Origin of the sequence: Marinovum sp. 2_MG-2023 (genome assembly GCF_030548265.1) — a bacterium.
Taxonomy (GTDB): Bacteria; Pseudomonadota; Alphaproteobacteria; order Rhodobacterales; family Rhodobacteraceae; genus Marinovum.
Genome location: NZ_JAUOSD010000009.1, coordinates 153,161 through 177,979 on the forward strand (window position 1 = coordinate 153,161; position 24,819 = coordinate 177,979).

The window sequence follows — 24,819 nt, forward strand, 5'->3', positions numbered from 1 at the left end:
GCGCAAGGGCGCGTCGACACCTTATGCCCCGAACACTTAAGTCCAGATTGCACCTCCCCTAAGTCCAGCCTAGGTTGGGCGCATGGCCGTTCCCGTCGAAGCTCTCTCTCTTGATCCCCATGCTCAGGGCACCCTCCAGGTGCGCATCCAGCAGATGATTGCCCAGGGTATCCTGGCCGGTCGCCTGGCCCAGGGCGAGAAGCTGCCCTCAACACGCCGGCTGGCGACACATCTCGGGGTCAGTCGGATCACCGTCACGCTGGCCTATACCGAACTGGTGGCCGGCGATTATCTCACATCCCGCGGACGGTCAGGATATTTTGTCTCGCAAAACGCGCCCGGCCCGCCGGACTTCCCCCCCCTTCCAGAGCGTCAGGATGCGGTCGACTGGAACCGCGCGCTTGGCACCCGGTTTGCCGCCCGGGCAGAGGCGCTCAAACCGATGGATTGGGCACGCTACAAATACCCCTTTGTCTATGGCCAGGCCGATGCCACGCTGTTTGATCACGCAAATTGGCGGCTTTGCGCGCTGCGGGCCCTCGGCGCGCGGGATTTCAATGCGCTGACCTCGGATTATTATGATCAGGACGATCCCGAATTGATCGCCTTCATCGCGCGTCACACGCTGCCGCGCCGTGGGATCCATGCCAGACCCGAGGAGATTCTGGTCACCATGGGGGCGCAAAACGCCCTTTGGCTGGCCGCGCAGGTCCTGCTCACGCGACGGCGCGTCGCGGCCATCGAAGACCCCTGCTATCCGGCGTTACGCGACATGCTGCTTCAGGCCCGCTGCCAATTGGCGCCTGTCAGCGTCGATCAACACGGGCTGCAACCGGACGCCCTGCCCGACCGCGCCGATGTGATTTTCGCCACACCCAGCCACCACAGCCCGACCTCTGCCACCATGCCGATTGATCGCCGCGAAACATTGCTCGACCGTGCACGCGATATGAACGCATTGATCGTGGAAGACGATTATGACTACGAAATGTCCTTTCAGAATTCCGCGCATCCGGCGTTGAAATCACTCGACCGGGATGGGCGGGTGATCTACGTCGGCTCTTTTTCGAAATCCCTGTTTCCGGGGCTGCGGCTTGGCTATCTGGTGGGATCAGAACCCTTCATCCGCGAGGCCCGCGCGCGCCGCACCAGTGTTTTGCGCCATCCTCCCGGCCATATTCAACGCACCACCGCCTATTTCCTCGGCCTGGGTCACTATGATGCGCTGATGCGCCGACAGGCCCGTGCGCTGCATGAACGGTGCACCGCAATGGGGGCCGCAATTGCCGAAGCGGGGCTCGAGGTGGTGGGTCAGACCGGGTCTGGCGGCTCGTCCTTCTGGATGCGGGCGCCCGACCGGATCGACACCCGGCAGCTGGCGGACCGTCTTCGGGCGCAATCGGTTCTGATCGAACCCGGTCACAGCTTTTTCTCGGGCGAGGACGTGCCGCGAAACTACTACCGTCTTGGGTATTCTTCGATCCCGACAGCCCGGATTCCCGCCGGTATCGCCCTGATTGCGCATGCAATCTCCGGCTCAGGCTAAAACCGGCTCAGGCTAAAAACAACTCCGGCTGACCACGGTTCCGGCCCCCGCGCGCCCTAGCGTCGCCAATGGGTTGGCACGATGATCAACGCCCCGATGGACGACAGAATTGCATTCACCCCCGGCGAGGCAAACCCAAAGCCAAACATCAGCCGCACAAAATAGAACAAAAACGCCCCACCGATGCAAATGATGATGCTTTGCACATAGCCGTTGTGGGTAAATCGCGATTTTTCCGAGATATATCCAACGATCCCGGCGATCACCACCGTCCCAATCAACACCGGAAACATCAGTTTTCCCCCAGCTTTGTCCCCGCAGGCAATGGCATGCCACGCAGAAAGGTGGCCGCATCCTGTGCGCCCTTGCCCGCCCTTTGCAGGGTCAACAGACGCAGCGCGCCCGTGCCACAGGCAACGGTGATCTGATCATCCAGAAGGACGCCGGCATCGCCCTGTCCTTCTGCCAATTCGGACATCAGGATTTTCACCCGCGTCTCGCCAATCACGGTCCAGGCCCCGGGAAAGGGCGACAGCCCCCGGATTTGGCGATCAATATCAGCCGCCGGTCGCGACCAATCAATCGCGGCCTCGGCCTTGTCGATCTTGGCCGCATAGGTCACGCCATCATCCGGCTGGGCCTCGGGCTTCAGCGTGGGGAGCTGATCAAGCGCCTCGACAATCAACCGCGCGCCAATGGCAGACAGGCGATCGTGCAACGCGGCGGTGGTATCGGCGGCGGTAATTGGCGTGTCTTCGCGCAACAACACCGGCCCCGTGTCCAATCCGGCCTCCATCTGCATGATACAGACCCCGGTTTGCGCGTCACCGGAAAGGATCGCGCGGTGAATCGGCGCCGCCCCGCGCCATCGCGGCAGCAAAGACGCGTGAATGTTCAGACAGCCATGGGTTGGCGCATCCAGCGTCGCCTGCGGCAGGATCAAACCATAGGCAACAACAACCGCAATATCGGCCTTCAAAGCGGCGAAATCGGCCTGTGCGCTTTCAGATTTCAAGGACACCGGGTGGCGCACCTCCAGGCCCAGCGCCTCAGCGCGGGCGTGCACCGGCGTCGGGCGCTCTTTTTTGCCCCGCCCGGCGGGGCGCGGCGGCTGGCAATAGACCGCGGCAATGTCGTGGCCCGCATCCACCAATGCATCCAGCACCGGCACCGAGAAATCCGGCGTGCCCATGAAGATCACTCTCATTGCGAATCCCCCATCTCGGTGTTCCTACTTTGCCTTGCGCGCCTTGCGGATCAGCATATCGCGTTTGACCTTGCTCAAATGGTCAAAATACATGCGCCCGTTCAGATGGTCGATCTGATGCTGCACCGATGTGGCCCACAGGCTGACCAGATCCCGGTCCTCGATCTGGCCGGCCTCGTTCATGTAGCGCACGGTCACCGCGCGCGGGCGGGCGATTTTCGCCGAAACGCCGGGGAGATTGGGGCTTGCCTCTTCATGCTCGCGCAGCTGCACAGAGGCATGCAGAATTTCCGGATTGGCCATGCGGATCACCTGGCCGCGTTCCTCTGACGCGTCGACAACGGCAAGCCGCAGCATGTCGCCCAATTGCGGGGCGGCCAGACCGACACCGGGCATTTCCTCCATCACCGCAATCATCTGATCCCAGAGACTGCGGATGTCATCGGTGATTTCTGTCACCGGGGCGGCGGCGGTGCGCAGACGTTTGTCTGGCCAGGGAATAACTTTACGGGTCATATGCGCGAGGTAAGGCAGCACAGCGGCCGAAGCAAGAGAGACCTGCACCCGCCCAGCGGCAGGCCGGGTCACATCAACCGGTCGTTTGGGCCCAGGCGTATTCGGCGGCCAGATCCTGAGCGGCGTCTGGCGGCAGGTGATCGAAAATCACGCGACCGTTCAAATGGTCCAATTCGTGTTGGGCGCATTTCGCCTCGATCCCCGACAGTTCACGTTCCTGACGGGTGCCATCCGCATCCGTGAACCGCAAGACAATCTGCGCGGGCCGCATCACATCGGCACTTACACCCGGGATCGACAGACAGCCTTCTTCGCCGCCGACACGGGTTTCCGAGGCCTGAATGACTTCAGGATTGATGCAGACCATGGGCTGGCGCGGACCCGTTTTCCATGCGCAATCCATCACGAACAGACGCAGAGCAACCCCGACCTGGGGCGCGGCCAGCCCCCGGCCCGGTGCGTCATACATTGTTTCCAACATATCCTGCACCAATGTCGCCACATCACCGGCGCCGTTTCTGGCCTTATCTCTGGCCCCATCTTTGGCCACAGGCAGGCAGTTGGTTTGCAATATCGGGTCCGGCCAGAGCCGGATCGCCAGCACCGTCACGCGGAACGCGCCCGTTCGCGTTTCAGCTTCTGCATCCGGCGGGTGATCATCTGGCGTTTCAGCGGCTTGAGGTAATCAATGAACAATTTGCCGTCCAGATGGTCGATTTCGTGCTGTACGCAGGTCGCCCAAAGACCGTCAAATTCCTGTTCCTGCACATTGCCGTCCCGATCCAGCCAGCGCACCTGCACGGCCTCTGGACGGGTGACATCCGCATATTGATCCGGGATCGACAAACAGCCCTCTTCATAGGTGTTGAGATCTTCGGAGCTGACGATAATTTCAGGATTGAACATCACCAAGGGTTTTGGTGGTGCGGTTTCGTCTTTTTCACAATCCAACACAATCAGCCGGTTCAACACGCCGATTTGTGGCGCGGCCAGGCCAATGCCGGGCGCCTGATACATTGTATCCAGCATGTCGTCGGCCAGCCTGCGCAGGTCGTCGGAAATATCATCAACGGCTGAGCAAGGCTTTTTCAGCCGCGGGTCGGGGTGGATGAGAATGGGCAATTTCATGTGCTGTGATCTAGGACAGCTTGGTCAAAAGCGCAATGACGGCCTGCGCCTGAACTGTGGAAATGCCACATGACCGGCAGGGCAGAAGGGGGCCAGCCCCCTCGGCCTTTGGCCTCACCCCCGGGATATTTTGATCCAGGAGAAAGACGGGCGCATTTGTCCTGGTTGGCATCAGCGCAGGACAGCGCCCGGGTTCATGATTCCGTTTGGATCCAATGCCGCTTTGATGGCGCGCATGGCCGCCAGTTTTGCCGGATCAGCGTAGCGTTCCAAATCCGCCACTTTCAGCCGGCCGACCCCGTGTTCCGCGCTGAAGGAGCCGCCCATTGCAACACAGAGATCATGGACGGTTTGCTGGATCGCGGCGCGATGATCGGCGAAGTCGGATTTGCTCTGCCCTTTGGCGGGAAAGACATTGTAATGCAGGTTTCCATCGCCCAAATGGCCAAAGCAGTTGATGCGTATGTCACCGAAACCGGCCAATTTTTCCGGGGCTGTGGCGATGAAATCGGCCACCACACCAAGCGGCAGCGCGATGTCATGCGAAGAAATGGAGCCAATTGCCTTGTTCGCCACCGGGATATGTTCGCGCAACGCCCAGAAATCGGCCCGTTGGCCGACGCTTTGCGCAATCACGCCATCGCTGGCGAGGCCGGCCTCCAGCGCGGCGGTAAAGATGGTCTCGAGGGCCGCTGCGGGATCGTCCCCTTTGCCCATGCCCAATTCGATCAGCACCATCCAGCCGGGTTTTTCCGCAAATGGTTGGCGGATGTCCGGCAAGGTTTCGGACAGGAAGTTCAGTGACATTTCGCTGATCAGTTCAAACGCCGAAACGGTTTCCCCGGCGATGTCGCGCGCCAGCGCCAAGAGGGCCAGGGCCGCGCTGGGGCTTTCGACCACGATCATCGCGGTGCCGGTGGTGGCGGGTTTTGGCGACAGGCGCAGGCATGCGGCGGTGATCACGCCGAGGCTGCCCTCTGCGCCGATCAGGAGCTGTTTCAGGTCATATCCGGTGTTGTCTTTGTAAAGCCGTTTCAGCCCATGCCAGATGGTGCCATCGGGCAAGACTGCCTCGAGCCCGAGACATAGCGCACGGGTATTTCCATACCGCAGCACGTTGACCCCGCCAGCATTGGTCGCAAGACAGCCGCCGATGCGTGCGCTGCCCTCTGACGCGAGAGAGAGCGGGAACAGGCGATTGACGTCCTCGGCCGCGGTCTGGATGTCGGCGAGGATGGCGCCGGCCTCGGCAATCAACACGTTTTCCTGGGGATGGACCGCGCGGATCGCATTCATCCGCTCGAGCGACAGGATCAACGGCGCCGGGCCGTCGGGCTTGACCTGTCCGCCCACCAACCCGGTGCCGCCGCCATAGGGCAAGACGCCGATCCGCGCGGCATTGCAGGCCCTGACCAGGGTAGCGACCTCTTCTACGGTGCGCGGACGGGCGAGATATGCTGGTTGGCCCTGCCAACGGCCGCGCGGCTCTTCGAGATAGCGGGGATCTGCCGCGCGGATCGTATCATCGGGCAAATCACGGGCCAGGGCCGCAAGAATATCTGCGGTCACCGGTGAAAGGTCGCGGGGTGTCTCAGGCATGGTTGTCCTCCTGCCCGCGCGGTCCAGAGCATTGATAAAGCGGGCGTTACTGGTCTGTGTCGCGCAACCAGTCAGGGCGCAGAATGACCACGGTTGGCCGGGATGGCAAGGTGGCAAGCGACAGTTCAATCGACGCCCCCCCGGGGCGCTGGATGTCAAATTCATCCGCCATGCCAGCGGCAAATTGGTTCAGGCCATAGTCGGAAAACCAATGCATCGGAATCACGACAGAGGATTTCAATCGTTTCAGGATACGGATCATGGTGGCCAGATCCACGGTCATCCCGCCGTCCACCGGCGCCATCACCACATCAAGTCTCCCCAAAGCGGCATATTGCCGATCATCCGGTTCATGATGCAAATGGCCCAGATGGCCAATGCAAAGGCCTTCGACCTCGAACACGAAAATCGAATTTCCCTTGGGTTCCACACCGCTGCCCGAACGGATGTCAGTCGATACATTGCGCACCAGCATTTCGCCCAGATCGAGGTAATGTTCGATGCCTGTGCCAAAGGGCGTGCCCCACCCGGGCAGCGCATGTGGTATGGCCGGATCGGGGGCGGCGGTCCAATGGCTTGAATGGGCATGGTTCATGGTCACCACATCGGGGATCATTTTGGTGGTGCCAATAAATCCGGTGAAATCGGTCACCGCGTTCAGCCCGCCCTGGGTCTGAATCAGAAAGGCCGCATGCTGGATATAATGGATGCGCACGGAATATTGCGGCACCGGATCGCGCCAGGCCGCCCGGTGGAGATATTCGACCCCCGGCGCCGCATCGGCAATGGCGATGCAATGGCTGGGTCGGCGATCAAGCTCGCGGGTCTGAGCGTGGCTTGAATTGGCAAAGAGCACAAGGAACGGCAGGATAAAGCGCAACATCAGGTCACCTCTTTTTGCAAAGGGTAACGCGATTCGCGCGCGGGTCACGCGGTGTTGATGGGGCAGATACGTATTTTCAAAGAGAAGAAGCCCGGATCGCCCGAAACAGCGGCGTCAGAGACCGGCATCGGTCTTGCCGCGACGGTCGACCCGCAAAGCAGCATAAAGAACATGGGTGCGCCAGCGACCGTTGATTTGCAGATAGCTTTGCGCCACGCCTTCGTATTTGAAACCCGAACGCTCAAGCAACCCGCGCGAGGCCGCGTTTTCCGGCAGGCAGGCCGCTTCGATGCGGGACAGATCCATTTTGGTAAAGGCGTGATGCACCAATCCCAGAATTGCCTCGCGCATATAGCCCTGGCGCGCGTAGGGCGCACCGATCCAATACCCCAGAGTTCCGGCCTGCGCCGGTCCGCGGCGGATATTGTCGAGGGTGATGGCCCCCAGCAGCGCATTGTCCTGACGCCGGATGATGAACAACGGCACGGCGGTGCCATTGGTGATGGCGCGCTGTGCCCAATAGACCCGGTTGGTAAAGCTCTTGCGGCTCAGGTGGTCGCTGGCCCAAGTCGGTTCCCACGGGGTCAGGAAGGCTTCGCTGGTGGCGCGCAACCCCGACCAATCGCGGAAATCCGAATGGATCGGGGCCCGCAGGGATAGACGATGGGTTTCAAGCCTTATCCGGCGGCGCGACAGAAGCATCAGGCCGCGCGCCGCGCATTCAGCCCGGCCAGATCCGGGGCACCGTCGACAGGACCATAAAGCGCCAGCGCCGAGGGCGCGACAGAAACGAGATTTCCGGCAAAGTCGCGCACGCCCCCGGTGGTCACCGCGTCAATCATGGTGATGGTTTCAGACAGATCCGGCACCCGGTTCCAGATCTGTATCATCCGCGCCAGCCGCTCTGCCCGACTTGACGGGCTTTCCAGCCCCATGAGCAGGCCAGCCTTCATCTGGGCGCGGGCACGGGCAATCTCGGCCTCGGACATGTCATCCGCGGCGCGCTTCATCTCGTCGATGGTCAGATCGAGCAATTCCCCCAATTGCCCGCCCGAGGTGCCGGCATAGATCGTGGTCATCCCGGTATCGGCATAGGCGCCGGCCTGGGCAAAGATGGTGTAGCACAATCCCCGGCTTTCGCGGATTTCCTGAAACAGGCGGGACGACATGCCGCCGCCAAGCGCAATGGAATAGATCTGGGCGGTGTAAATCGCATCATCGCGATAGCCCGGACTTTCAAAGGCCAGTGCAACATGGGCCTGTTCCAGGGTCTTGATGTTGCGGCTTTCGCCGCCATGGAACCGCGCCGGCACATCGGCATCCGCGCTGCGCGCCGGAAGATGGCCAAACAGCGCCTCGGCCTGTCGGACCAAAGCGGCATGATCCACAGCGCCAGCCGCCGACAGGATCATCTGATCCGGGCCATACCGTTCGGTCACAAATTGCGACAGGTCATCCCGACCAAAGGCGCGAACACGTTCGGTTGGGCCCAGAATGGACCGGCCCAGCGGTTGATCCGGGTAGGCCTGTTCCTGAAGCCAGTCAAAGATCACATCGTCGGGTGTGTCCAGCGCCTGACCGATCTCTTGCAGGATCACGCCGCGCTCGATCTCGATCTCCTTGGGGTCAAAGACCGGGTTAAGCAGAATATCCGCCACCACATCCACCGCCAACGGCACATCGGTGCGCAGCACACGGGCGTAATAGGCTGTCACCTCGCGCGAGGTATAGGCGTTGATATAACCGCCGACATCCTCGATCGCCTCGGCAATCTGCAACGCACTGCGGGTCTTGGTGCCCTTGAACGCCATATGTTCAAGAAAATGCGCAATCCCGTTCTGTTCAACCCGTTCGGCCCGCGCCCCGGCCCCCACCCAGATCCCAACCGAGGCGGATTCAAGCCCGGGCATAAATTCGGTCACAATGCGGAAACCGTTGGACAGCGTATGCAATTCTACCGTCAAGAGGCGATCTTCTCCCGTATGAGGGTTTCAAGAGCGGCGAGGTCGTTTGACACCCGCGTCACCCGTTCCGGACGCTCATATAGATTGCCCATCCGTTGGGGAAGCCCCGGCCGCAGACCGGTGGCTTTTTCAACAGCATCCGGGAACTTGGCCGGATGCGCCGTGGCCAGAGTAATCATCGGCGTTTTTGCATCGCGCAGCTCCTCGGCGACCTTCACACCGACGGCGGAATGCGGGCAGAGCAATTCGCCCATGGTGTTTTGCGCGGTGCCAATCGTGGCGAGGGTTTCCTCCTCGCTGGCGCGGCCACTGTCAAAATGCTCACGCAAGCGCTGCAGCGCACCTTGCGACACGGTGAACCCGCCCTGGCCCAATTCCTCCATCAGCAGACCGATGGCATTGCCGTCGCGGTCATAGGCATCAAACAAGGCACGTTCGAAATTGCTGCTGACCTCAATATCCATCGACGGCGAAATCGAGGCATGCACCGCATCCTTGGCATAGGCCCCCGACGACAGACAGCGATGCAGAATATCGTTCTGGTTTGTCGCCACCACCAGCCGGTCAATCGGCAGGCCCATCCGTTTGGCAATATAGCCCGCAAAGATGTCACCGAAATTGCCGGTGGGCACGGTAAAGCTGACACTGCGCCCCGGCGCCCCAAGCGACACCGCGGACGAGAAATAATAGACCACCTGCGCCAGCACCCGCGCCCAGTTGATCGAATTGACCCCGGCAAGGCGGACTTCGTCGCGAAAATCAAAATCGTTGAACATGTCCTTCAAACGCGCCTGACAATCGTCGAAATTGCCATTCATCGCCAGCGCATGCACATTCGACTCGGACGGTGTGGTCATCTGGCGGCGCTGTACTTCACTGACGCGGCCATGCGGGAACAGGATAAAGACATCCACCGCATCAAGCCCGCGAAACGCCTCGATCGCGGCGCTGCCGGTATCCCCCGAAGTCGCCCCCACAATCGTCACTCGTTCGCCGCGCCGCCTCAACGCATCCTGAAACAGCTGACCGATCAGCTGCATGGCGAAATCCTTGAACGCCAGGGTCGGGCCGTGGAACAATTCCAGCAGGAAATGATTGGGAGCAAGCTGCACCAGCGGCGCGCGGGCACCATGGCCAAAATTGGCATAAGCACGCGTAATGATGTCGCCCAACGTCGCATCGGTGAAGGTGTCATCGATAAACGGCCGCATGACGCGAAAGGCCACCTCCTCATAAGACAGCCCCGCCAGCGCCGCGATATCTTCGCTGCGCATCACCGGGATTTCCGCCGGCACATACAGGCCACCGTCCCGCGCCAACCCGCTCAGCATCGCCTCTTCAAAGGTCAGTTCCGGGGCGCGGCCCCTTGTCGAGATATATTTCATCGCTCAGGCGTCCTTGTTCCGTGTCGCACGGTAAATATAGAATCCGGTCATCCCCAGCCAAATCGCGGCCAGGGAAAACCATGTGATGACATACTGCAAATGGTCGTTCGGGATCGAGGCCGTGTCGACCGGCAGCGGCGTGATGGCGGGGTCTTCCGGCTCCGATGTTCGCGCGATGACGAGCGCCGGCGTGGTGTCCAGTGCTGCGGACATATCGACAATATCGCGGGCGAACCAGATATTGCCCGCCAGATCATTGTCCGGGGTCGACGAATTGCGATCATCCGGCCAATGCAGATTGCCGATCACGCGCGCCGGGCCAATCGGGCGGGCATCGTCAACGGCGACCACCGGAACAAACCCGCGATCCACCAGAATGCGGCGCCCATCCTCAAGCACAAACGGCGCAATCACCCGGTACCCGGCGCCGACGTGTTTCTGCGAGACCAGAACATGGATTTCGCCGCTGTCAAACCGCCCCTCCAGCGCAACAGGCAGGTATTTGTCTGTCACTGGATCGGGATGTGCGGGCAGCGCGACCGGCGTCGCGGAAATCCGATCCTCAATCGCCGCCAGCACCCCCTGCTTCCAATCCAGCCGCTGCATCTGCCACAGCCCAAGCCCGACCAGAACCGCTGTCCCGGCCAACCCGACGATCAAGGCAAAGAGGATACGTTGCATGGAGCCCCGTGCAAATAAGAGTCACACATGCGCAGGCCCGCATGCGCCAAGGGTTTTCCCTGTTTCCCACGCATGATGCAACCCGCTTCGCACATCTGATACCCTAGCGTCGGGCACAAATGCCAATCAAACCACCTGAATTTCTTCTTGGTCCAAATATCCCGGGGGTGAGGCCACAGGCCGAGGGGGCTGGCCCCCTCTCCCGCGACGGCCAAATCGCGCCCCGGTCCGCGACAGGCAGTTCCGCCAGCCACGACCGCCCAAAACCAAAAACGCCCACCACAAGGGCAGGCGTTTTCATGTCACAGGATCGGGCGGGCTCAGCCCCCCCAGATGTAGACCGCAGCAAACAGGAACAGCCACACCACGTCCACAAAGTGCCAGTACCAAGCCGCAGCTTCAAAACCGACATGCACTTCAGAGGTGAAATGGCCCTTGTAGACCCGCAACAGGCAGACGAACAAAAAGATCGTGCCGATGATCACATGTGCGCCGTGGAACCCGGTCGCCATGAAGAAGGTCGCGCCATAGATGTTACCAGAGAAGCCAAAGGCCGCATGGCTGTATTCATACGCCTGGAAGAAGGTGAAGATCACACCCAGAACAATCGCGATGATCAGACCCGATTTCACATCTTCCCGGTTGTCTTCATGCACCAAAGCATGGTGCGCCCATGTCGCGGCAGCACCGGAACACAGCAGGATCAGCGTGTTGATCAGCGGCAGGTGAAAGGCATCAAATGTCTCGATGCCCGCAGGGGGCCAGACGCCATCAACCGCCGGGCTGTTGGGGCCCATCGGATACATCGCGTGTTTGAAGAAGGTCCAAAACCAGGCGGCAAAGAACATCACTTCGGACATGATGAACAGGATGAAACCGTATTTCAGGCCAATCCGCACCACCGGTGTATGGTCGCCAACATGGCTTTCGGCCACCACTTCGGACCACCAGGCAAACATGACATAGAGCACGCCAACCAAGCCGATCAAAAAGATCCACGGGCCTTTGTCGTGGAACATCAGCACCGCGCCGAAGAGCATGACAAACCCAGTCAATGCGCCCAGGAAGGGCCAGATCGAGGGGCTCAGAATGTGATAGTCGTGATTTTTAACATGGGCCATTGTTGGTCATTCCCTCGTTGGCAAGGCTCAGTTCGTTTGGGTCGTCGCCGGAGCAACCGAAAGTTCGGCAGTTTCCGGCATGTCGATTTCATAGAACGTATAAGACAGAGTGATATGTTTGGTGTACTTGGCGTCGCGGTCTTCGACAATGGCCGGATCAACAAAGAAGGTCACCGGCATTTCGACCCGTTCGCCCGGCATCAGCACCTGTTCGGTGAAACAGAAACACTCGATCTTGGTGAAAAAACCGCCCGCATCAAACGGCGCGACATTATAGCTCGCCTGACCGGCAATCGGCCGATCGGTCGGATTATACGCCTCGTAGAACGCCAATCCGGTTTCGCCAATACGAATGGTCATTTCCGGCTGCAGCGCGCGGAATTCCCAGGCCATCTCGCGGTCACGCGAGGCGTCGAAACGGATCTTGATGGTCTTGTCGAGGATCACATCGCTGCCGGTCTCAGCGGTATTGGTCACCCCGCCAAAGCCGGTGACACGGCAGAACCAATCGTAAAACGGCACGGAGGCCCAGGCCAACCCGCCCATCAGCAAAACCACTGAAACCGTCTGCAACACGGTCTTTTTCGGACCCGACAGCGCCATTATTCCGCTCCCGCAACATTGCTCGGGGCCTGAAAGCCCTGGCTCGTGATCTTGACATAGGTCAGACCAAAGATGATCGCGATCAACGCCCCCAGAAGCAGCCCAACCCCAAGGTTGCGACCACGCCGGCGGATGTGCAGTTCATGTTCGTCCTGAAAGCTCACAACAGACCTCCAAAGGTCAACTGCAGTCCAAAGCGGTCAAATCCGGCTTCTGCCAGGATGGCCCCGAAATGCAAAAAGAGATACAGCAAAGACAGTTTGAAGAACCGCCGTTCGGCGCGAAAATCATCTGCCTCCGCCTGTGTTTCGTCACGCCGCCAGATGGCAAACGCCCCCTTGATGAACAGGGCATTCAGCACCACCGACACGATCAGATAGATTGGCCCGCCTGCCCCGGTAAAGGAAATAGAGATCGCCAGAACCGCCAGCAGCAGCGTGTAGACCAAAATATGGGCGCGCGTCGATTTGCGGCCATGGGTCACGGTCAGCATCGGCACTTTGGCCGCATCGTAATCGCCGCGCATGAACAGCGCCAGCGCCCAGAAATGCGGCGGTGTCCACATGAAGGTCAGACAGAACATCAACACCGATTCAACCGAGATCCCGCCCGTGGCCGCGGCCCAGCCGATCATCGGCGGAAACGCCCCCGCCGCACCACCGATCACGATGTTCTGGGGCGTCCAGCGCTTCAACCACATGGTATAGATCACCACATAGAAAAAGATGGTAAAGGCCAGCAGCCCGGCCGCCACCCAATTTGTCGCCAGTCCCAGCAGCACAACGGAAAAGCCCGACAATGCCACCCCCAGCGCCAGCGCCTCTTGCGGCGTGACCTTGCCCGCCGGGATCGGGCGGCGCGCGGTGCGTTTCATCACCGCATCAATATCGGCATCCCACCACATGTTCAGCGCGCCAGAGGCACCACCGCCCACGGCGATGAACAGGACCGCGCAGAAGCCGACAAAAGGATGCACCGCGACCGGCGCGGCCAACAGACCGACAAAGGCGGTGAACACCACAAGCGTCATCACACGTGGCTTCAGCAGGGCGAAATAGTCGCCGAACTGGGCCTCATGCTCTGTGGCGCTGGCGTTATTGATGCTGGCGTCGGTCATAGTTTTCTCCGGGACGGTGCGCAGTGACTGCGCACCCTGCGGGTTTGCATGGCGGGTGCGCAGTCACTGCGCACCGCTTCGCGTCATTCGGCTGCGGCAACCTCGAAGGGCAGCGGCAGACCGGCGTATTCTTCAACAGCGGCGGCCATCCAGTCGGCATAGGCTTCTTCGCTGACCACTTTGACGGTGATCGGCATGTAAGCGTGATCCTTGCCGCACAGCTCGGAACATTGACCGAAATAGATGCCTTCTTTTTCGGCTTTGAACCAAAGCTCGGCAATCCGGCCCGGCACGGCATCCTGTTTCACGCCAAAGGCGGGGATGGTCCAGGAGTGGATCACGTCAGCACCGGTGATCTGCATCACGACGGTCTTGTTGACCGGAACCACCACTTGTGTGTCGGTGGCCAGCAGGTAGAGATCATCGCTGTACCCGGCTTCGGCCAGATCGTCGCGCCCCAGCATGAAGCTGTCAAACGCAACAACGTTGGAGTCGACACCTTCGATACCCGCATCGACATATTCATAGCCCCAGTACCATTGGTAACCGGTGGCCTTGATCACGATGTCGCCTTCGGGAATTTCCTGCTGCTTGAACAGAACCGGCAGCGAAAACGCACCAATCAGCACCAGAATGACAATCGGCACGATGGTCCAGGCCACTTCGATCGGGGTGTTGTGGGTGAATGTGGCGGGGGTCGGGTTCGACTTCCGGTTGAAGCGAACAAAGACAAACACCATCAGCCCGGCCACGAAGACACAGATAATGGTGATGATCCACAACAGCATCCCGTCCAGCCATTGCAATTCGCGGGCCAATTCGGTGGCGGCGGGCTGAAAGCCGATGCCATTGGGGATTGGCTTGCCGACCACCTCAAGATCCTGCGCCAGGGCGGACCCGGCAACAAAAGTGGCCGTTAGGCCGGTGAACAGTGATTTAAGTCGCATCATATACACCCTGGTCGGTTCATGCTGTTCTGTTTCGGGGGGCGGCCCCGCATGTGACACGCACACGAATCCATTCGCGCGCCGCCCATTGTAACGCTCCCGTTTAAAATCATATTCTGTACCTGAGATAAAGCACCGTGGCCGCGTCAAACGGACGCTTTTTTGACGCAGATCAACAATTTCGAGGCACATGACATGGCAGACACCGGATTTCGCCCCTTTCAGACATCCCTGGACAAGGACCGCGCACTGGCATTGGTGCGACGTGCCACCGATGGCGCAGATGACGGAGAGCTGTTTCTGGAACGCCGCCGCTCCGAGGTGCTGCATTTCGACGATGGCCGCGTAAAAACAGCCAGTTACGATGCTTCGGAGGGGTTTGGACTTCGGGCCGTCAAGGGCGAGATTTCCGGATACGCCCATGCCACAGAGATCAGCGAAGCGGCGCTGATCCGGGCGGTGGACACCGCAAGATTGGCCGTGGGGGATGGTGGCGGCACGCTGGCACCCGCGCCCATGGCAACAAATCGACGGTTTTACAGCGACGTTGATCCGATCGAGGGCGCGTCTTTTCCCGTCAAGATCGAGACATTGCGCGAAATTGACGCCTTTGCCCGTGATATGGACAGCCGGGTGGTTCAGGTTTCGGCCACCATCATGGCCGCCCACCAGGAGGTCGAGATCCTGCGCCCCGATGGCGTGCATGTGACCGACGTGCGGCCAATGACGCGGGTCAATGTCTCGGTCATTGTCGAACAAAACGGCCGGCGCGAAAGCGGCACGGCGGGCGGCGGCGGGCGCGTTGGCCTCGATGGTTTGCTGGATCGTGAGGATTGGCAGGCCAAGGCGCGCGAAGCGCTGCGGATTGCGCTGGTCAATCTCGATGCGGTTCCCGCCCCCGCCGGGGTGATGGACATCGTGCTTGGGCCCGGCTGGCCCGGCATCCTGTTGCACGAGGCAATTGGACATGGGCTGGAAGGGGACTTCAACCGCAAGGGCAGTTCGGCGTTTGCCGGGCTGATGGGCCAACAGGTGGCGGCAAAAGGCGTGACAGTGCTGGATGACGGTACCCTGCCCGACCGGCGCGGGTCGCTGACAGTGGATGACGAAGGCACGCCGTCGGGGCGCAATGTGCTGATCGAGGACGGTATCCTGACCGGTTTCATGCAGGACCGCCAGAATGCGCGGTTGATGGGAGTGGCCCCCACCGGCAACGGACGGCGCGAAAGCTTTGCCCATGCGCCGATGCCCCGGATGACCAATACCTATATGCTGGGTGGCGATGCCGACCCCGCCGACATCGTCGCAGATCTGAAAGACGGGATCTGGGCCGTTGGCTTTGGCGGTGGTCAGGTGGACATTACCAATGGCAAATTCGTGTTTTCCTGTACCGAAGCCTATCGGGTTGAAAACGGCAAGGTCGGCGCGCCGGTCAAAGGTGCCACGCTGATCGGCGATGGGCCATCGGCGTTGAAACGCATTCATGCGCTTGGCAACGACATGGCGCTGGACCCCGGCATGGGCAATTGCGGCAAGGCCGGACAATGGGTGCCGGTCGGCGTTGGCCAGCCCACAGTCAAGATCGGCGGTTTGACCGTGGGTGGCGCGGCGGCGTGACCGGGCCCGCGCTGCGGACACCGCCAATACCCGCAGGCCAGACTACGCCTGGTCGGCATCTGGGGGTGGTGATTCTTTCGCTGGCGGCCAGGCCCTGACTGGGGCTGATCATCTGGGGCTGATCATCATGGGGTTGGGGGTCTTGTTGACCCCCACCTCGCAAGGCCTGCGCGAAATGTTCAAGAACCGGCCTGTTTACCGGGATTGGCCATCTGATGGGCGCGCCGCTGTGGCACATCGCCCTGCGGTGGGGAATCGGCGGGTCGCAGATCCCCTTGAGCATAGGTTTGGCAATCGGGCTGTTTTGGGCGACCGCATTGCGCATTTGGCTGCCAGCGATGCCTGGCCCGCCAATGGCCTTCGGGTTTGGCTGGATCTTGCGGCATAGTCCCTGCGCGAATCGCAATGGAGTTTGATTGTGGCACGTCATTAAAGAATACGCCGGATCAGATCCCATAAAGTCAGATTCCATAAAAACGCCCCGGAATTGAAAACGCAATTTCAACGAGATCGCCTGTTTTTCATCGCCAGCGCCAAAAGTTTTGCGAGATGGATGAATGCGATTTACCCCCTGTTAACCAGTCACAATGTAAACACAATTCAGCAAGAAGGCGGGGCTGGATGACCGACGAAAAATTTTCTTCCACTCACCCCCTACTCCCACCCACCTCGGAAGATGACCGGTTGGATTGGCTTCGCCTCTTGCGCTCACGTCGGGTCGGCGTGACGACATTTTACCGCCTGATGGCCGAACACGGCAACGCCGCCGCCGCATTGGCGGCCCTGCCCGATATTGCCCGGGCAGCCGGGCTCAAGGATTATGAGGCCTGCCCGCCCGCATGGGTCGCACGCGAATATGCCGCCGGACGCCGGGCCAAGGCCCGTCTGATCTGTTATGGCGATGCCGATTACCCCACCGATCTGGCCGATCTGGCCGATGCGCCGCCGATGCTGTGGGCGCGGGGCGACCTGACATTGTTGCGCAAACCCATGCTGGCGCTGGTCGGCGCCCGCAATGCATCCTCTTTGGGCACGCGCATGGCCCGCGCCCTGGCAAGTGAATTGGGCGAAGCCGGATTTGTCGTGGTATCGGGGCTGGCGCGTGGCGTGGATACCGCGGCGCATCTTGCTGCATTGGAAATGGGCACCGTGGCGGTTTTCGCCGGGGGGGTGGATGTCACCTATCCCGCGGAGAATACCCGCCTAGCCGAGGATATTGCCGCCCGCGGCGTCATCCTGTCGGAACAACCCATCGGCATGACACCACAGGCCCGGCATTTTCCAATGCGCAATCGCATTATTTCCGGCCTGTCACGGGGGGTCATTGTGGTGGAGGCCGCCGCAAAATCCGGCAGTTTGATCACCGCGCGCAATGCACTGGATCAGGGGCGCGATGTGTTGGCGGTGCCGGGTCATCCATTTGATGCCCGCGCCGGTGGGTGCAACATGTTGATTCGCGACGGCGCGCAACTTGTCCGCAATGCCGCCGACGTGATCGAGGCGGTGGGGCCAGCCCTCTCTGAGCTCGCCGAAGCTGCCGAGATGCAACCGGACCTACCGCTCGGCCCGACACCGCCCCCGCAGAAACGCACATTGCGCGAAACCGCCGCTTTGCATTCGCAGATCCTGTCGCGCCTTGCGCCGTCACCGGTGGCCGAAGACCAATTGATCCGCGACCTGAAGGGCGAGTCTGGCACAGTCGCGGCGCAATTGACCGATTTGGAATTGGACGGCAAGATCACCCGCCACCCCGGCGGACTTATCTCGCTATCACCCTGAATGCGCAAACGGCATTGCGCAGCCCCTGACCGGGGGCCAGCCCCCGGACCCCCGGGATATTTTCAAACAGAAGAAGGCGCGAAATACCGCCGCCTTTCGCCCGACTTTCACGACGGGTTCAAAAACAATAATCCGAGATCACCGCGCGATATTCCACGCAGAGAGGTTCCCAGGAAAACCACACATCCGTTGCGCCAATGGCGTGATGTACCGCGACCCAGGTGTCGCCACTCTTGCGATAAAGCGCCTGGATATTGGTGCCATCCATAAAATCAGGGTCCAGGGTGCCGCGCAAAAACCCCGGCGTTGCGGTCAGGTCGATCACCCCGCCCCCCGGATGCTGTGCCGCCACTGCCGCAAAAGCCAGGTCGCCCGCCAATCGCAATTCCCCGACCACAAATTCCACAGGCGCACCCAATTCCCATTCAACATGCGGGCGCAGCGCATCCATCAGCGCGCCGCGCGTTACGCTGCCGCGTTCGGGTGTCGTCCACTCCTGTGCGGTGGTTGGCGTTGCCAGCAACAGCGCAACACCGACACAAGAGGGAAATAAGGAAATGAAATTCTGCATGGCTCCTCCGGACTATTGTGCGTATCGTAGCCAATCGTAACAAGAAAACAAAAGCCCGGAATGGCCGCATTGACTTTTGTCCTTTCGCGGCACCATGTTCCGCCGCCAGAGCAGTGACCCTGAGTCGAGAGGAATTTTTATGCCAGTTGTTGTTGTCGAATCTCCGGCCAAGGCCAAGACAATCAACAAATACTTGGGATCGGATTACACCGTTTTGGCCTCTTATGGCCATGTTCGGGACCTGCCGCCCAAGGATGGATCGGTTGATACTGACAACGATTTCGAGATGAAATGGGAGGTCGGCGTTGACAGTCGCAAACATGTCAAAGCGATTGCCGACGCGTTGAAAGACGACAATGCCCTGATCCTCGCAACTGACCCCGATCGCGAGGGTGAGGCGATTTCCTGGCACCTTGAAGAGGCCCTGCGCAAGCGGCGTGCCATCAAGAAGGACACGCCGGTCAGCCGCGTTGTGTTCAACGCGATCACCAAATCCGCCGTCACCGAGGCCATGCAGAACCCGCGCCAGGTCGATGCGCCGCTGGTCGAGGCCTATCTGGCCCGCCGTGCACTGGACTACCTCGTCGGGTTCAACCTGTCGCCGGTGTTGTGGCGCAAATTGCCCGGTGCGCGCAGCGCAGGCCGGGTGCAATCGGTCTGTCTGCGCCTGATCGTCGAGCGCGAGATGGAGATCGAGGCCTTTAATCCGCGCGAATTCTGGTCGGTCAAGGCGCTGTTGGCCACCCCGCGCGGTCAGGAATATGAGGCCCGTCTGACGGTGCATGCCGGCAAGAAGCTGGACCGGTTTGATCTGGAAAACGAAACGGCTGCCGAATTGGCGGTTCAGGCGGTCACCTCCCGCGAATTGCATGTCGCCTCGGTCGAGGCGAAACCGGCCAGCCGCAACCCATCGCCGCCCTTCATGACCTCGACCCTGCAACAGGAGGCCAGCCGCAAGTTCGGCATGGGCGCCCGGCAGGCGATGAACGCCGCACAGCGGCTCTATGAAGCCGGCCACATCACCTATATGCGGACCGACGGTATCGACATGGCCCCAGAGGCCGTGACCGCGACGCGCGATGCCATTGCCGATCGCTATGGCAAGGAATTTGTCCCATCCAGCCCGCGGGTCTACAAGAACAAGGCCAAGAACGCGCAGGAAGCCCACGAATGTATCCGCCCCACGGATATGACCAAGGATTCCGATGCGCTGGCCAAGCTGGAAACCGATCAGCGCCGTCTTTATGATCTGATCTGGAAACGCACCATGGCCTGTCAGATGGCCGGTGCGAAACTGGAACGCACCGTGGTCGAGATCGCCAGCAAGGACGGTCAGGTCGGGCTGCGCGCCAACGGCCAGCGGATCGTGTTCGAAGGTTTCCTGAAAGTTTACGAAGAAGGGCGCGATGATGTGGCCGACGGGGATGACGACCGCATCCTGCCGCAGATCATGGAAGGCGAACCCGCCAAATTTGCCAAGGCCGGGCTGGAGGCCGATTACAACAAGGCCGGTGACAGCGCGCCGCAGGTGATCGAAACCGGCGGCATTCAGCGCAACGGCAAGGCGCTGTTGAGTGAAAACACCGCCGTTCTGGCGCTGCAACACCACACCCAACCGCCGCCGCGCTATACCGAGGCGACGCTGGTCAAACGCATGGAAGAACTGGGCATTGGCCGCCCGTCGACCTATGCCAGCATCGTCACCACGATTCAGGACCGCGAATATGTCCGCAAGGACAAAAACCGCCTGTTCCCAGAGGACAAGGGCCGGATCGTCACGATCTTTTTGCTGAACTTCTTCCGCAAATATGTCGGTTATGAATTTACCGCGGAACTGGAAGAAGAGCTCGATCTCGTCAGCGCGGGCGAGGCCGATTACAAGGCGCTGCTGGCCCGGTTCTGGACCGATTTCCATGCCGCGATTGCCGAAACTTCGGATCTTCGGATCTCGGAAGTGCTGGATGTGCTGGACGCGGCCCTGTCCGATCAGCTGTATCCCGCGCGCGAAGATGGCAGCGATCCGCGCATCTGCCCGAAATGCGGCACCGGCAATCTGCACCTGAAATCGTCGCGCACCGGGGGCTTTGTCGGCTGCGGCAATTATCCTGAATGCACCTATACCCGCCCGATTGCGGGCGAAGGGGCGGACGGCGAAGAGCGGCTGTTGGGCGAGGATGAGGGCGATGAAATCTGGCTCAAGGCCGGGCGTTTCGGCCCTTATGTCCAACGCGGTGAACCGACACCGGAAAACAAGAAACCGCCGCGCGCCTCGTTGCCCAAGGCCAAGGGGCAATATGTGCCGGGCTGGGGCCCGGATGATCTGACGCTGGAAAAGGCGGTGACGCTTTTGAATCTGCCCCGCGAGATTGGCGAACATTCCGAAGGTGGGGCCGTCAAAGCCAACTTTGGCCGTTTTGGTCCCTATATCATGCACCAGAAGCCGGACGAGGAAAAACCGGTCTATGTGAACCTGAAAGACCCGATCGAGGTGTTCGAGATCGGCATGAACCATGCGGTTGAATTGCTGGCGCATAAACGCGCCAATCCCGGACGGGGTCGCGGCGGCACAGCGGCGAAACCGCTGCGCGAGCTGGGTGATCACCCGGATGGCGGCCCGGTCAATGTGATGGAAGGGCGCTATGGGCCTTACGTCAAATGGGAAAAGGTCAACGCCACCCTGCCGAAAGATACCGAACCAGCAGATGTGACAATGGAAATGGCGGTCAAACTGATCGAGGAAAAGGCCAGCAAGGGCGGCAAGAAGAAAAAAGCCGCGCCGAAAAAGTCTGCTGCCAAGAAACCGGCGGCCAAGAAGAAGGCCCCCGCCAAGAAAACCGCCGCAAAGAAACCTGCGGCGGATGACGCAACATAGTGAAACGGGCGGCCTTCTGGCCGCCCTTTTTACATGTGCTGATCTACCTAAAACGCGATGCGCCCGCCCGGCCGGCGATCACACGGGCCAGTTGGCAATCACACAGACAGTTCGTTGTTGATCAGTGAAGGCCCGAAATCCTGTTTTGGGCGCAAACGGAATGCGCCGCCCACCCGATTGGCGGATTGGATGCGGTCACAGCGAAAGGTTCTTGGGCCGTGCCGCAGGTGGTCAAAGGCCACGACATACCAAATCGGATATTTCAGCAGCAGATAATGCGGTTCGATCTGGCGCGCAGAGGTTTGCCCATCCTCTCTTTGATAGGTGATTTCCAACACCTCTTGGTCGACAAATGCCTGGTGCAATGTCTGGACCACGCGTTTCGGCGGGGCTTTTGCACTGGCCTGCACAAAGGTTGACGCCGTCACCCCGATCAAGATGCGGGATTTCAGACGGTTCACCTGGCTGCGTTTTTGCGGCGAAAACGATGCCACCAATTGCCGCCGCACGGCCCCCAGATTGGCCAGAAACATCGGGGACTTCATTTGTTCCGCGACGGCGATGCTGATCAGAAGGTCGACCGCCTCGCCATAGGTGAGGTTCACCCGGCCAGCACCCCAATTCGGGTCAAGCCGCACCCCGCCGCCCCGCCCCCGATCGGCGTCAATCTGCATGCCCTGCTCCCGCATGAGCGACAGATCCCGCGCGATTGTCCGCGTGCTGACACCATGTTCATGCGCAAGATCTTTGACCGTGCAATGCGCGTCCTGCTTCAGCTGCACAGCAAGCAGTTCCATCCGTCTCAGCCTGTCTTGCGCATTTGTCCGTGCCATCAAACAAATATGCCATAAAATGTCATATTTCGCAATATGACCGGGCACAGGATGCAACTGGGGCGCGGAAATTGCCGCCCGAACGAACCGGAGAAACCATGATGAAAATGAACTATTTTGTTGTCGGCACGAATGACATGGACGCGTCAAAAGCCTTTTACGACGCCTTCTTTGCCCAGTCAGGCCTGCATTCGATGTCGCCAACAGACAGGATGACCTACTGGCTGGGTGCGGATTTCGCATTTGCAACGGCCCTGCCCTTTGACACGAAACCCGCCACCATCGGCAATGGCACGATGGTCGGCTTCTGTGTCGGTCACATGGACGAGGTCAAAAGACTGCATGCTCTGGCGCTTGAACTTGGCGGCACCTGCGAAGGCGCGCCGGGCCAGCGGGGGCCGAAATTTTCCGCCTATGTGCGGGATCTGGACGGGAACAAATTGTGCCTGTCTGACTGACCCATTTACTGACTGCCCCATGTACGACGCCGTTCTGCGGGACATGACCAAGGCTGATGTGACCTTTCTGCACTCACATTCCCACTCGCGCATGTGTGATTTTCATCTCTGGCGCGGGTGGGGGATTGTGGCGCGGAAACCGACCCTGTTGAAAGCCTATGCCATGACCCGTTCCTCGCTGACCCGCCGCCATCTTCTGGCCGCCTCCGGTGCCGCGCTTTTGATGCCTGCGACCGTCCGTGCCGCAGAGACCAAACCGGGCGTGCGCCACAATATCTCCGGCTTTTCGCATCAGGACTGGCGCGATCATTTCAGCGAACTGGGCGTGGGTGCCATCGTCTGCGACACCAACTCTCGTGCGCTGCATTACTGGTCCGGGAATGAGTACCGGATTTACCCCACCTCTGTGCCCAAGACGGATGAGTTGACCCGCCGTGGCTACAGCAAGATCGTGCGCAAGAAGGTCGGCCCCAGCTGGACCCCGACCGCCAGCCAGATGGAGCGGTTCCCGGATTGGAAACCTGTGGCCGGTGGTGCGCCTGACAATCCGCTGGGCAGCCATGCCATGTATCTGGATTGGCCCGCCTATCTGATCCACGGCACCCATGACACGCGCAAGATCGGGCGGCGGTCTTCGGATGGCTGCATCGGCTTGTACAACCCGAAGATCGAAGAATTATACGCCATGACCGCCATTGGCACGCAGGTGCGTTTGGTCTGAACCCGCGTCTGACTTGAAATGCTGCGCCCGTCCCGCACATCGGGGCGGGCGCTTTTTATCTACGGCCGGTTTATCCGACAGCGCTATCCAAAGCAGCCAGAATCGCGGTCCAGCCGCCCTGGTGGTTGTTGCGCATCTCTTCATTGGCAAATCGCACGTGGCTCAGGCGGACCTTGGTGCTGTCCCCTTGCGGGATGAATTCCAGGGTCACCTCGCTGTCGGTTTCGGTGGAATGGGCGCTTTCCCAGGTAAAAACGATCCGCTCATGCGGGGTGATTTCCCGATAGGTGCCGGCATGGGGCATTTCCTGGTCTCCTGCCTGCATGATGATTTCGAAACGCCCACCAACCGTAGGATCGGCAGAGGCCCGCGGCACTGTCATGTTCTGCCCCGGCAGCATGAACCGGCGCAGCATGTCCGGGTCGAGCCAGGCTTTGAACAGGGTTTCCTGCGGCGCGGCAATGATGCGTTCAACTTCCAGTGTCAGTTCCGTCATCGGATTTTCCTTTTGTTACCAATGTGTCCAAAGCTTCAAGTCGCATGTCCCAGATCGAGCGGAGATCGCGAAACCAGCGGTCGATTTCGGTCAATGGACCCATCTGAACGTCGATCAGATGCTCACGCCATTCCGTGCGCCGTCGCACCAGGCCAGCGGTTTCAAGCATTTTGATATGCTTGGAGACCGCATTGAGGCTCATGTCGAATCTGGCGTGAATATCCCCGACCTTCAGCGGCCCCTCCTGGGCCAGAAGCGTCAGGATGGCGCGGCGGGTCGGATCGCTCGCCGCCTTCAGAATGATATTCAGATCAGGATGTGATTCTAATTTAGCCATATGGTTGAATAACAAGACCACCGCCATCAGTCAACCGAGTGGGTGAATGAGGGTCCAAAATGCTAACGCTAACCCCCCGCTGCATCGCGGCAATCCAATTGACTCTCTGGCACGGCTCGCCCACAAAACTGTCTAAACGTCACGTCGAGGAGAGGTTTCCATGAAGAAAGTCTATGGCTCAGCGTCCGAAGCGCTGGAGGGCGTGTTGCATGACGGCATGTTGATTGCGGCGGGTGGTTTCGGGCTTTGCGGCATTCCCGAGCTGTTGATCGACGCGCTGGTGGAAAGCGGGGTCAAGGATCTGACTGTGGCGTCGAACAATTGCGGCGTGGATGGTTTTGGTCTGGGCAAGCTGCTCGACACGCGTCAGATCAAGAAGATGATGTCGTCTTATGTCGGCGAAAATGCTGAATTCATGCGGCAATATCTCTCGGGTGA

Annotated in this window: 27 protein-coding genes; 7 read left to right on the forward strand and 20 right to left on the reverse strand. The window is 60.2% G+C overall.

What is annotated here, in order from left to right:
• Positions 1 to 82: 82 nt before the first annotated feature.
• Positions 83 to 1,546, forward strand: a complete 1,464-nt coding sequence (locus Q4577_RS12455) for a PLP-dependent aminotransferase family protein (RefSeq protein ID WP_303469393.1) — start codon at positions 83 to 85, stop codon at positions 1,544 to 1,546.
• 56 nt (positions 1,547 to 1,602) lie between these two features.
• On the opposite strand, the gene Q4577_RS12460 is transcribed toward Q4577_RS12455, so the two are convergent.
• From Q4577_RS12460 to coxB, 16 genes are all read right to left on the reverse strand, one after another.
• On the reverse strand, positions 1,603 to 1,839 hold the full coding sequence (locus Q4577_RS12460) for a hypothetical protein (protein ID WP_244688777.1): 237 nt from the start codon (positions 1,837 to 1,839) through the stop codon (positions 1,603 to 1,605).
• Positions 1,839 to 2,753 (reverse strand): methionyl-tRNA formyltransferase, encoded by a 915-nt coding sequence (gene fmt, locus Q4577_RS12465; RefSeq protein WP_303469391.1) that lies wholly within the window; start codon positions 2,751 to 2,753, stop codon positions 1,839 to 1,841. Before fmt ends, Q4577_RS12460 begins: the two co-directional genes overlap by 1 nt.
• Before the next feature lie 24 nt (positions 2,754 to 2,777).
• The gene (def, locus tag Q4577_RS12470) at positions 2,778 to 3,269 is read right to left on the reverse strand and encodes a peptide deformylase (RefSeq protein WP_303469547.1); all 492 of its coding nucleotides are present in this window, start codon (positions 3,267 to 3,269) and stop codon (positions 2,778 to 2,780) included.
• A 73-nt stretch (positions 3,270 to 3,342) separates the two neighbouring features.
• Positions 3,343 to 3,879 carry a peptide deformylase gene (def, locus tag Q4577_RS12475; RefSeq protein ID WP_303469390.1) on the reverse strand — a complete coding sequence of 179 codons (537 nt, stop codon included), beginning with the start codon at positions 3,877 to 3,879 and terminating at the stop codon, positions 3,343 to 3,345.
• Positions 3,876 to 4,397, reverse strand: coding sequence for a peptide deformylase (gene def, locus Q4577_RS12480; protein WP_303469389.1), 522 nt, complete (start codon positions 4,395 to 4,397; stop codon positions 3,876 to 3,878). Before def (Q4577_RS12480) ends, def (Q4577_RS12475) begins: the two co-directional genes overlap by 4 nt.
• Before the next feature lie 171 nt (positions 4,398 to 4,568).
• Positions 4,569 to 5,996: an FAD-binding oxidoreductase gene (locus tag Q4577_RS12485; RefSeq protein WP_303469388.1), complete on the reverse strand. Its 1,428-nt coding sequence runs from the start codon at positions 5,994 to 5,996 to the stop codon at positions 4,569 to 4,571.
• Between the two features lie 46 nt (positions 5,997 to 6,042).
• The gene (locus Q4577_RS12490; RefSeq protein WP_303469387.1) at positions 6,043 to 6,879 is read right to left on the reverse strand and encodes an MBL fold metallo-hydrolase; all 837 of its coding nucleotides are present in this window, start codon (positions 6,877 to 6,879) and stop codon (positions 6,043 to 6,045) included.
• Between the two features lie 114 nt (positions 6,880 to 6,993).
• Entirely contained in the window at positions 6,994 to 7,581 is a 588-nt protein-coding gene (locus Q4577_RS12495) for a GNAT family N-acetyltransferase (protein ID WP_244688766.1), read from the reverse strand.
• A complete protein-coding gene (locus Q4577_RS12500; RefSeq protein ID WP_303469385.1) occupies positions 7,581 to 8,843 on the reverse strand; it encodes a pitrilysin family protein in 1,263 nt (420 codons plus the stop codon). Before Q4577_RS12500 ends, Q4577_RS12495 begins: the two co-directional genes overlap by 1 nt.
• Complete coding sequence (gene thrC / locus Q4577_RS12505) at positions 8,840 to 10,228, reverse strand: threonine synthase (protein ID WP_303469384.1); 1,389 nt, start codon at positions 10,226 to 10,228, stop codon at positions 8,840 to 8,842. Before thrC ends, Q4577_RS12500 begins: the two co-directional genes overlap by 4 nt.
• A 3-nt stretch (positions 10,229 to 10,231) precedes the next feature.
• Positions 10,232 to 10,909 (reverse strand): SURF1 family protein, encoded by a 678-nt coding sequence (locus Q4577_RS12510; RefSeq protein ID WP_303469382.1) that lies wholly within the window; start codon positions 10,907 to 10,909, stop codon positions 10,232 to 10,234.
• 320 nt (positions 10,910 to 11,229) lie between these two features.
• On the reverse strand, positions 11,230 to 12,030 hold the full coding sequence (locus Q4577_RS12515; protein ID WP_244688759.1) for a cytochrome c oxidase subunit 3: 801 nt from the start codon (positions 12,028 to 12,030) through the stop codon (positions 11,230 to 11,232).
• Between the two features lie 27 nt (positions 12,031 to 12,057).
• Positions 12,058 to 12,633: a cytochrome c oxidase assembly protein gene (locus Q4577_RS12520; protein WP_244688757.1), complete on the reverse strand. Its 576-nt coding sequence runs from the start codon at positions 12,631 to 12,633 to the stop codon at positions 12,058 to 12,060.
• Positions 12,633 to 12,797: a cytochrome C oxidase assembly protein gene (locus Q4577_RS12525; RefSeq protein WP_244688754.1), complete on the reverse strand. Its 165-nt coding sequence runs from the start codon at positions 12,795 to 12,797 to the stop codon at positions 12,633 to 12,635. Before Q4577_RS12525 ends, Q4577_RS12520 begins: the two co-directional genes overlap by 1 nt.
• Positions 12,794 to 13,750: a heme o synthase gene (cyoE, locus tag Q4577_RS12530; RefSeq protein ID WP_303469381.1), complete on the reverse strand. Its 957-nt coding sequence runs from the start codon at positions 13,748 to 13,750 to the stop codon at positions 12,794 to 12,796. Before cyoE ends, Q4577_RS12525 begins: the two co-directional genes overlap by 4 nt.
• Positions 13,751 to 13,833: 83 nt before the next feature.
• Positions 13,834 to 14,697: a cytochrome c oxidase subunit II gene (gene coxB / locus Q4577_RS12535; RefSeq protein WP_244688750.1), complete on the reverse strand. Its 864-nt coding sequence runs from the start codon at positions 14,695 to 14,697 to the stop codon at positions 13,834 to 13,836.
• 195 nt (positions 14,698 to 14,892) lie between these two features.
• Here coxB and tldD point away from each other — a divergent pair, with 195 nt between their 5' ends.
• Together tldD and dprA are read left to right on the forward strand one after the other, a co-directional pair.
• Entirely contained in the window at positions 14,893 to 16,314 is a 1,422-nt protein-coding gene (gene tldD / locus Q4577_RS12540) for a metalloprotease TldD (protein WP_303469545.1), read from the forward strand.
• Between the two features lie 621 nt (positions 16,315 to 16,935).
• Positions 16,936 to 18,093 carry a DNA-processing protein DprA gene (gene dprA / locus Q4577_RS12545; protein WP_303469377.1) on the forward strand — a complete coding sequence of 386 codons (1,158 nt, stop codon included), beginning with the start codon at positions 16,936 to 16,938 and terminating at the stop codon, positions 18,091 to 18,093.
• A gap of 118 nt (positions 18,094 to 18,211) precedes the next feature.
• Here the strand turns inward: dprA and Q4577_RS12550 are convergent, their stop codons facing one another.
• Positions 18,212 to 18,664 carry a hypothetical protein gene (locus Q4577_RS12550; protein WP_303469376.1) on the reverse strand — a complete coding sequence of 151 codons (453 nt, stop codon included), beginning with the start codon at positions 18,662 to 18,664 and terminating at the stop codon, positions 18,212 to 18,214.
• 139 nt (positions 18,665 to 18,803) lie between these two features.
• Between Q4577_RS12550 and topA the strand changes: the two genes are divergently transcribed.
• Positions 18,804 to 21,536, forward strand: a complete 2,733-nt coding sequence (gene topA, locus Q4577_RS12555) for a type I DNA topoisomerase (RefSeq protein WP_303469375.1) — start codon at positions 18,804 to 18,806, stop codon at positions 21,534 to 21,536.
• 98 nt (positions 21,537 to 21,634) lie between these two features.
• Here the strand turns inward: topA and Q4577_RS12560 are convergent, their stop codons facing one another.
• Complete coding sequence (locus tag Q4577_RS12560) at positions 21,635 to 22,333, reverse strand: YafY family protein (RefSeq protein ID WP_303469374.1); 699 nt, start codon at positions 22,331 to 22,333, stop codon at positions 21,635 to 21,637.
• Between the two features lie 134 nt (positions 22,334 to 22,467).
• Between Q4577_RS12560 and Q4577_RS12565 the strand changes: the two genes are divergently transcribed.
• Both Q4577_RS12565 and Q4577_RS12570 read left to right on the forward strand, forming a co-directional pair.
• Positions 22,468 to 22,827 (forward strand): VOC family protein, encoded by a 360-nt coding sequence (locus Q4577_RS12565; RefSeq protein ID WP_303469373.1) that lies wholly within the window; start codon positions 22,468 to 22,470, stop codon positions 22,825 to 22,827.
• A gap of 163 nt (positions 22,828 to 22,990) precedes the next feature.
• A complete protein-coding gene (locus Q4577_RS12570) occupies positions 22,991 to 23,548 on the forward strand; it encodes a L,D-transpeptidase (RefSeq protein WP_244688936.1) in 558 nt (185 codons plus the stop codon).
• A gap of 70 nt (positions 23,549 to 23,618) precedes the next feature.
• Here the strand turns inward: Q4577_RS12570 and Q4577_RS12575 are convergent, their stop codons facing one another.
• On the reverse strand, positions 23,619 to 24,044 hold the full coding sequence (locus Q4577_RS12575; protein ID WP_303469372.1) for an SRPBCC domain-containing protein: 426 nt from the start codon (positions 24,042 to 24,044) through the stop codon (positions 23,619 to 23,621).
• Entirely contained in the window at positions 24,019 to 24,408 is a 390-nt protein-coding gene (locus Q4577_RS12580; RefSeq protein ID WP_303469370.1) for a helix-turn-helix transcriptional regulator, read from the reverse strand. Before Q4577_RS12580 ends, Q4577_RS12575 begins: the two co-directional genes overlap by 26 nt.
• A 133-nt stretch (positions 24,409 to 24,541) precedes the next feature.
• Here Q4577_RS12580 and Q4577_RS12585 point away from each other — a divergent pair.
• Positions 24,542 to 24,819 (forward strand): CoA transferase subunit A (locus Q4577_RS12585; RefSeq protein WP_303469368.1); only part of this gene is annotated, 278 nt, incomplete at its 3' end.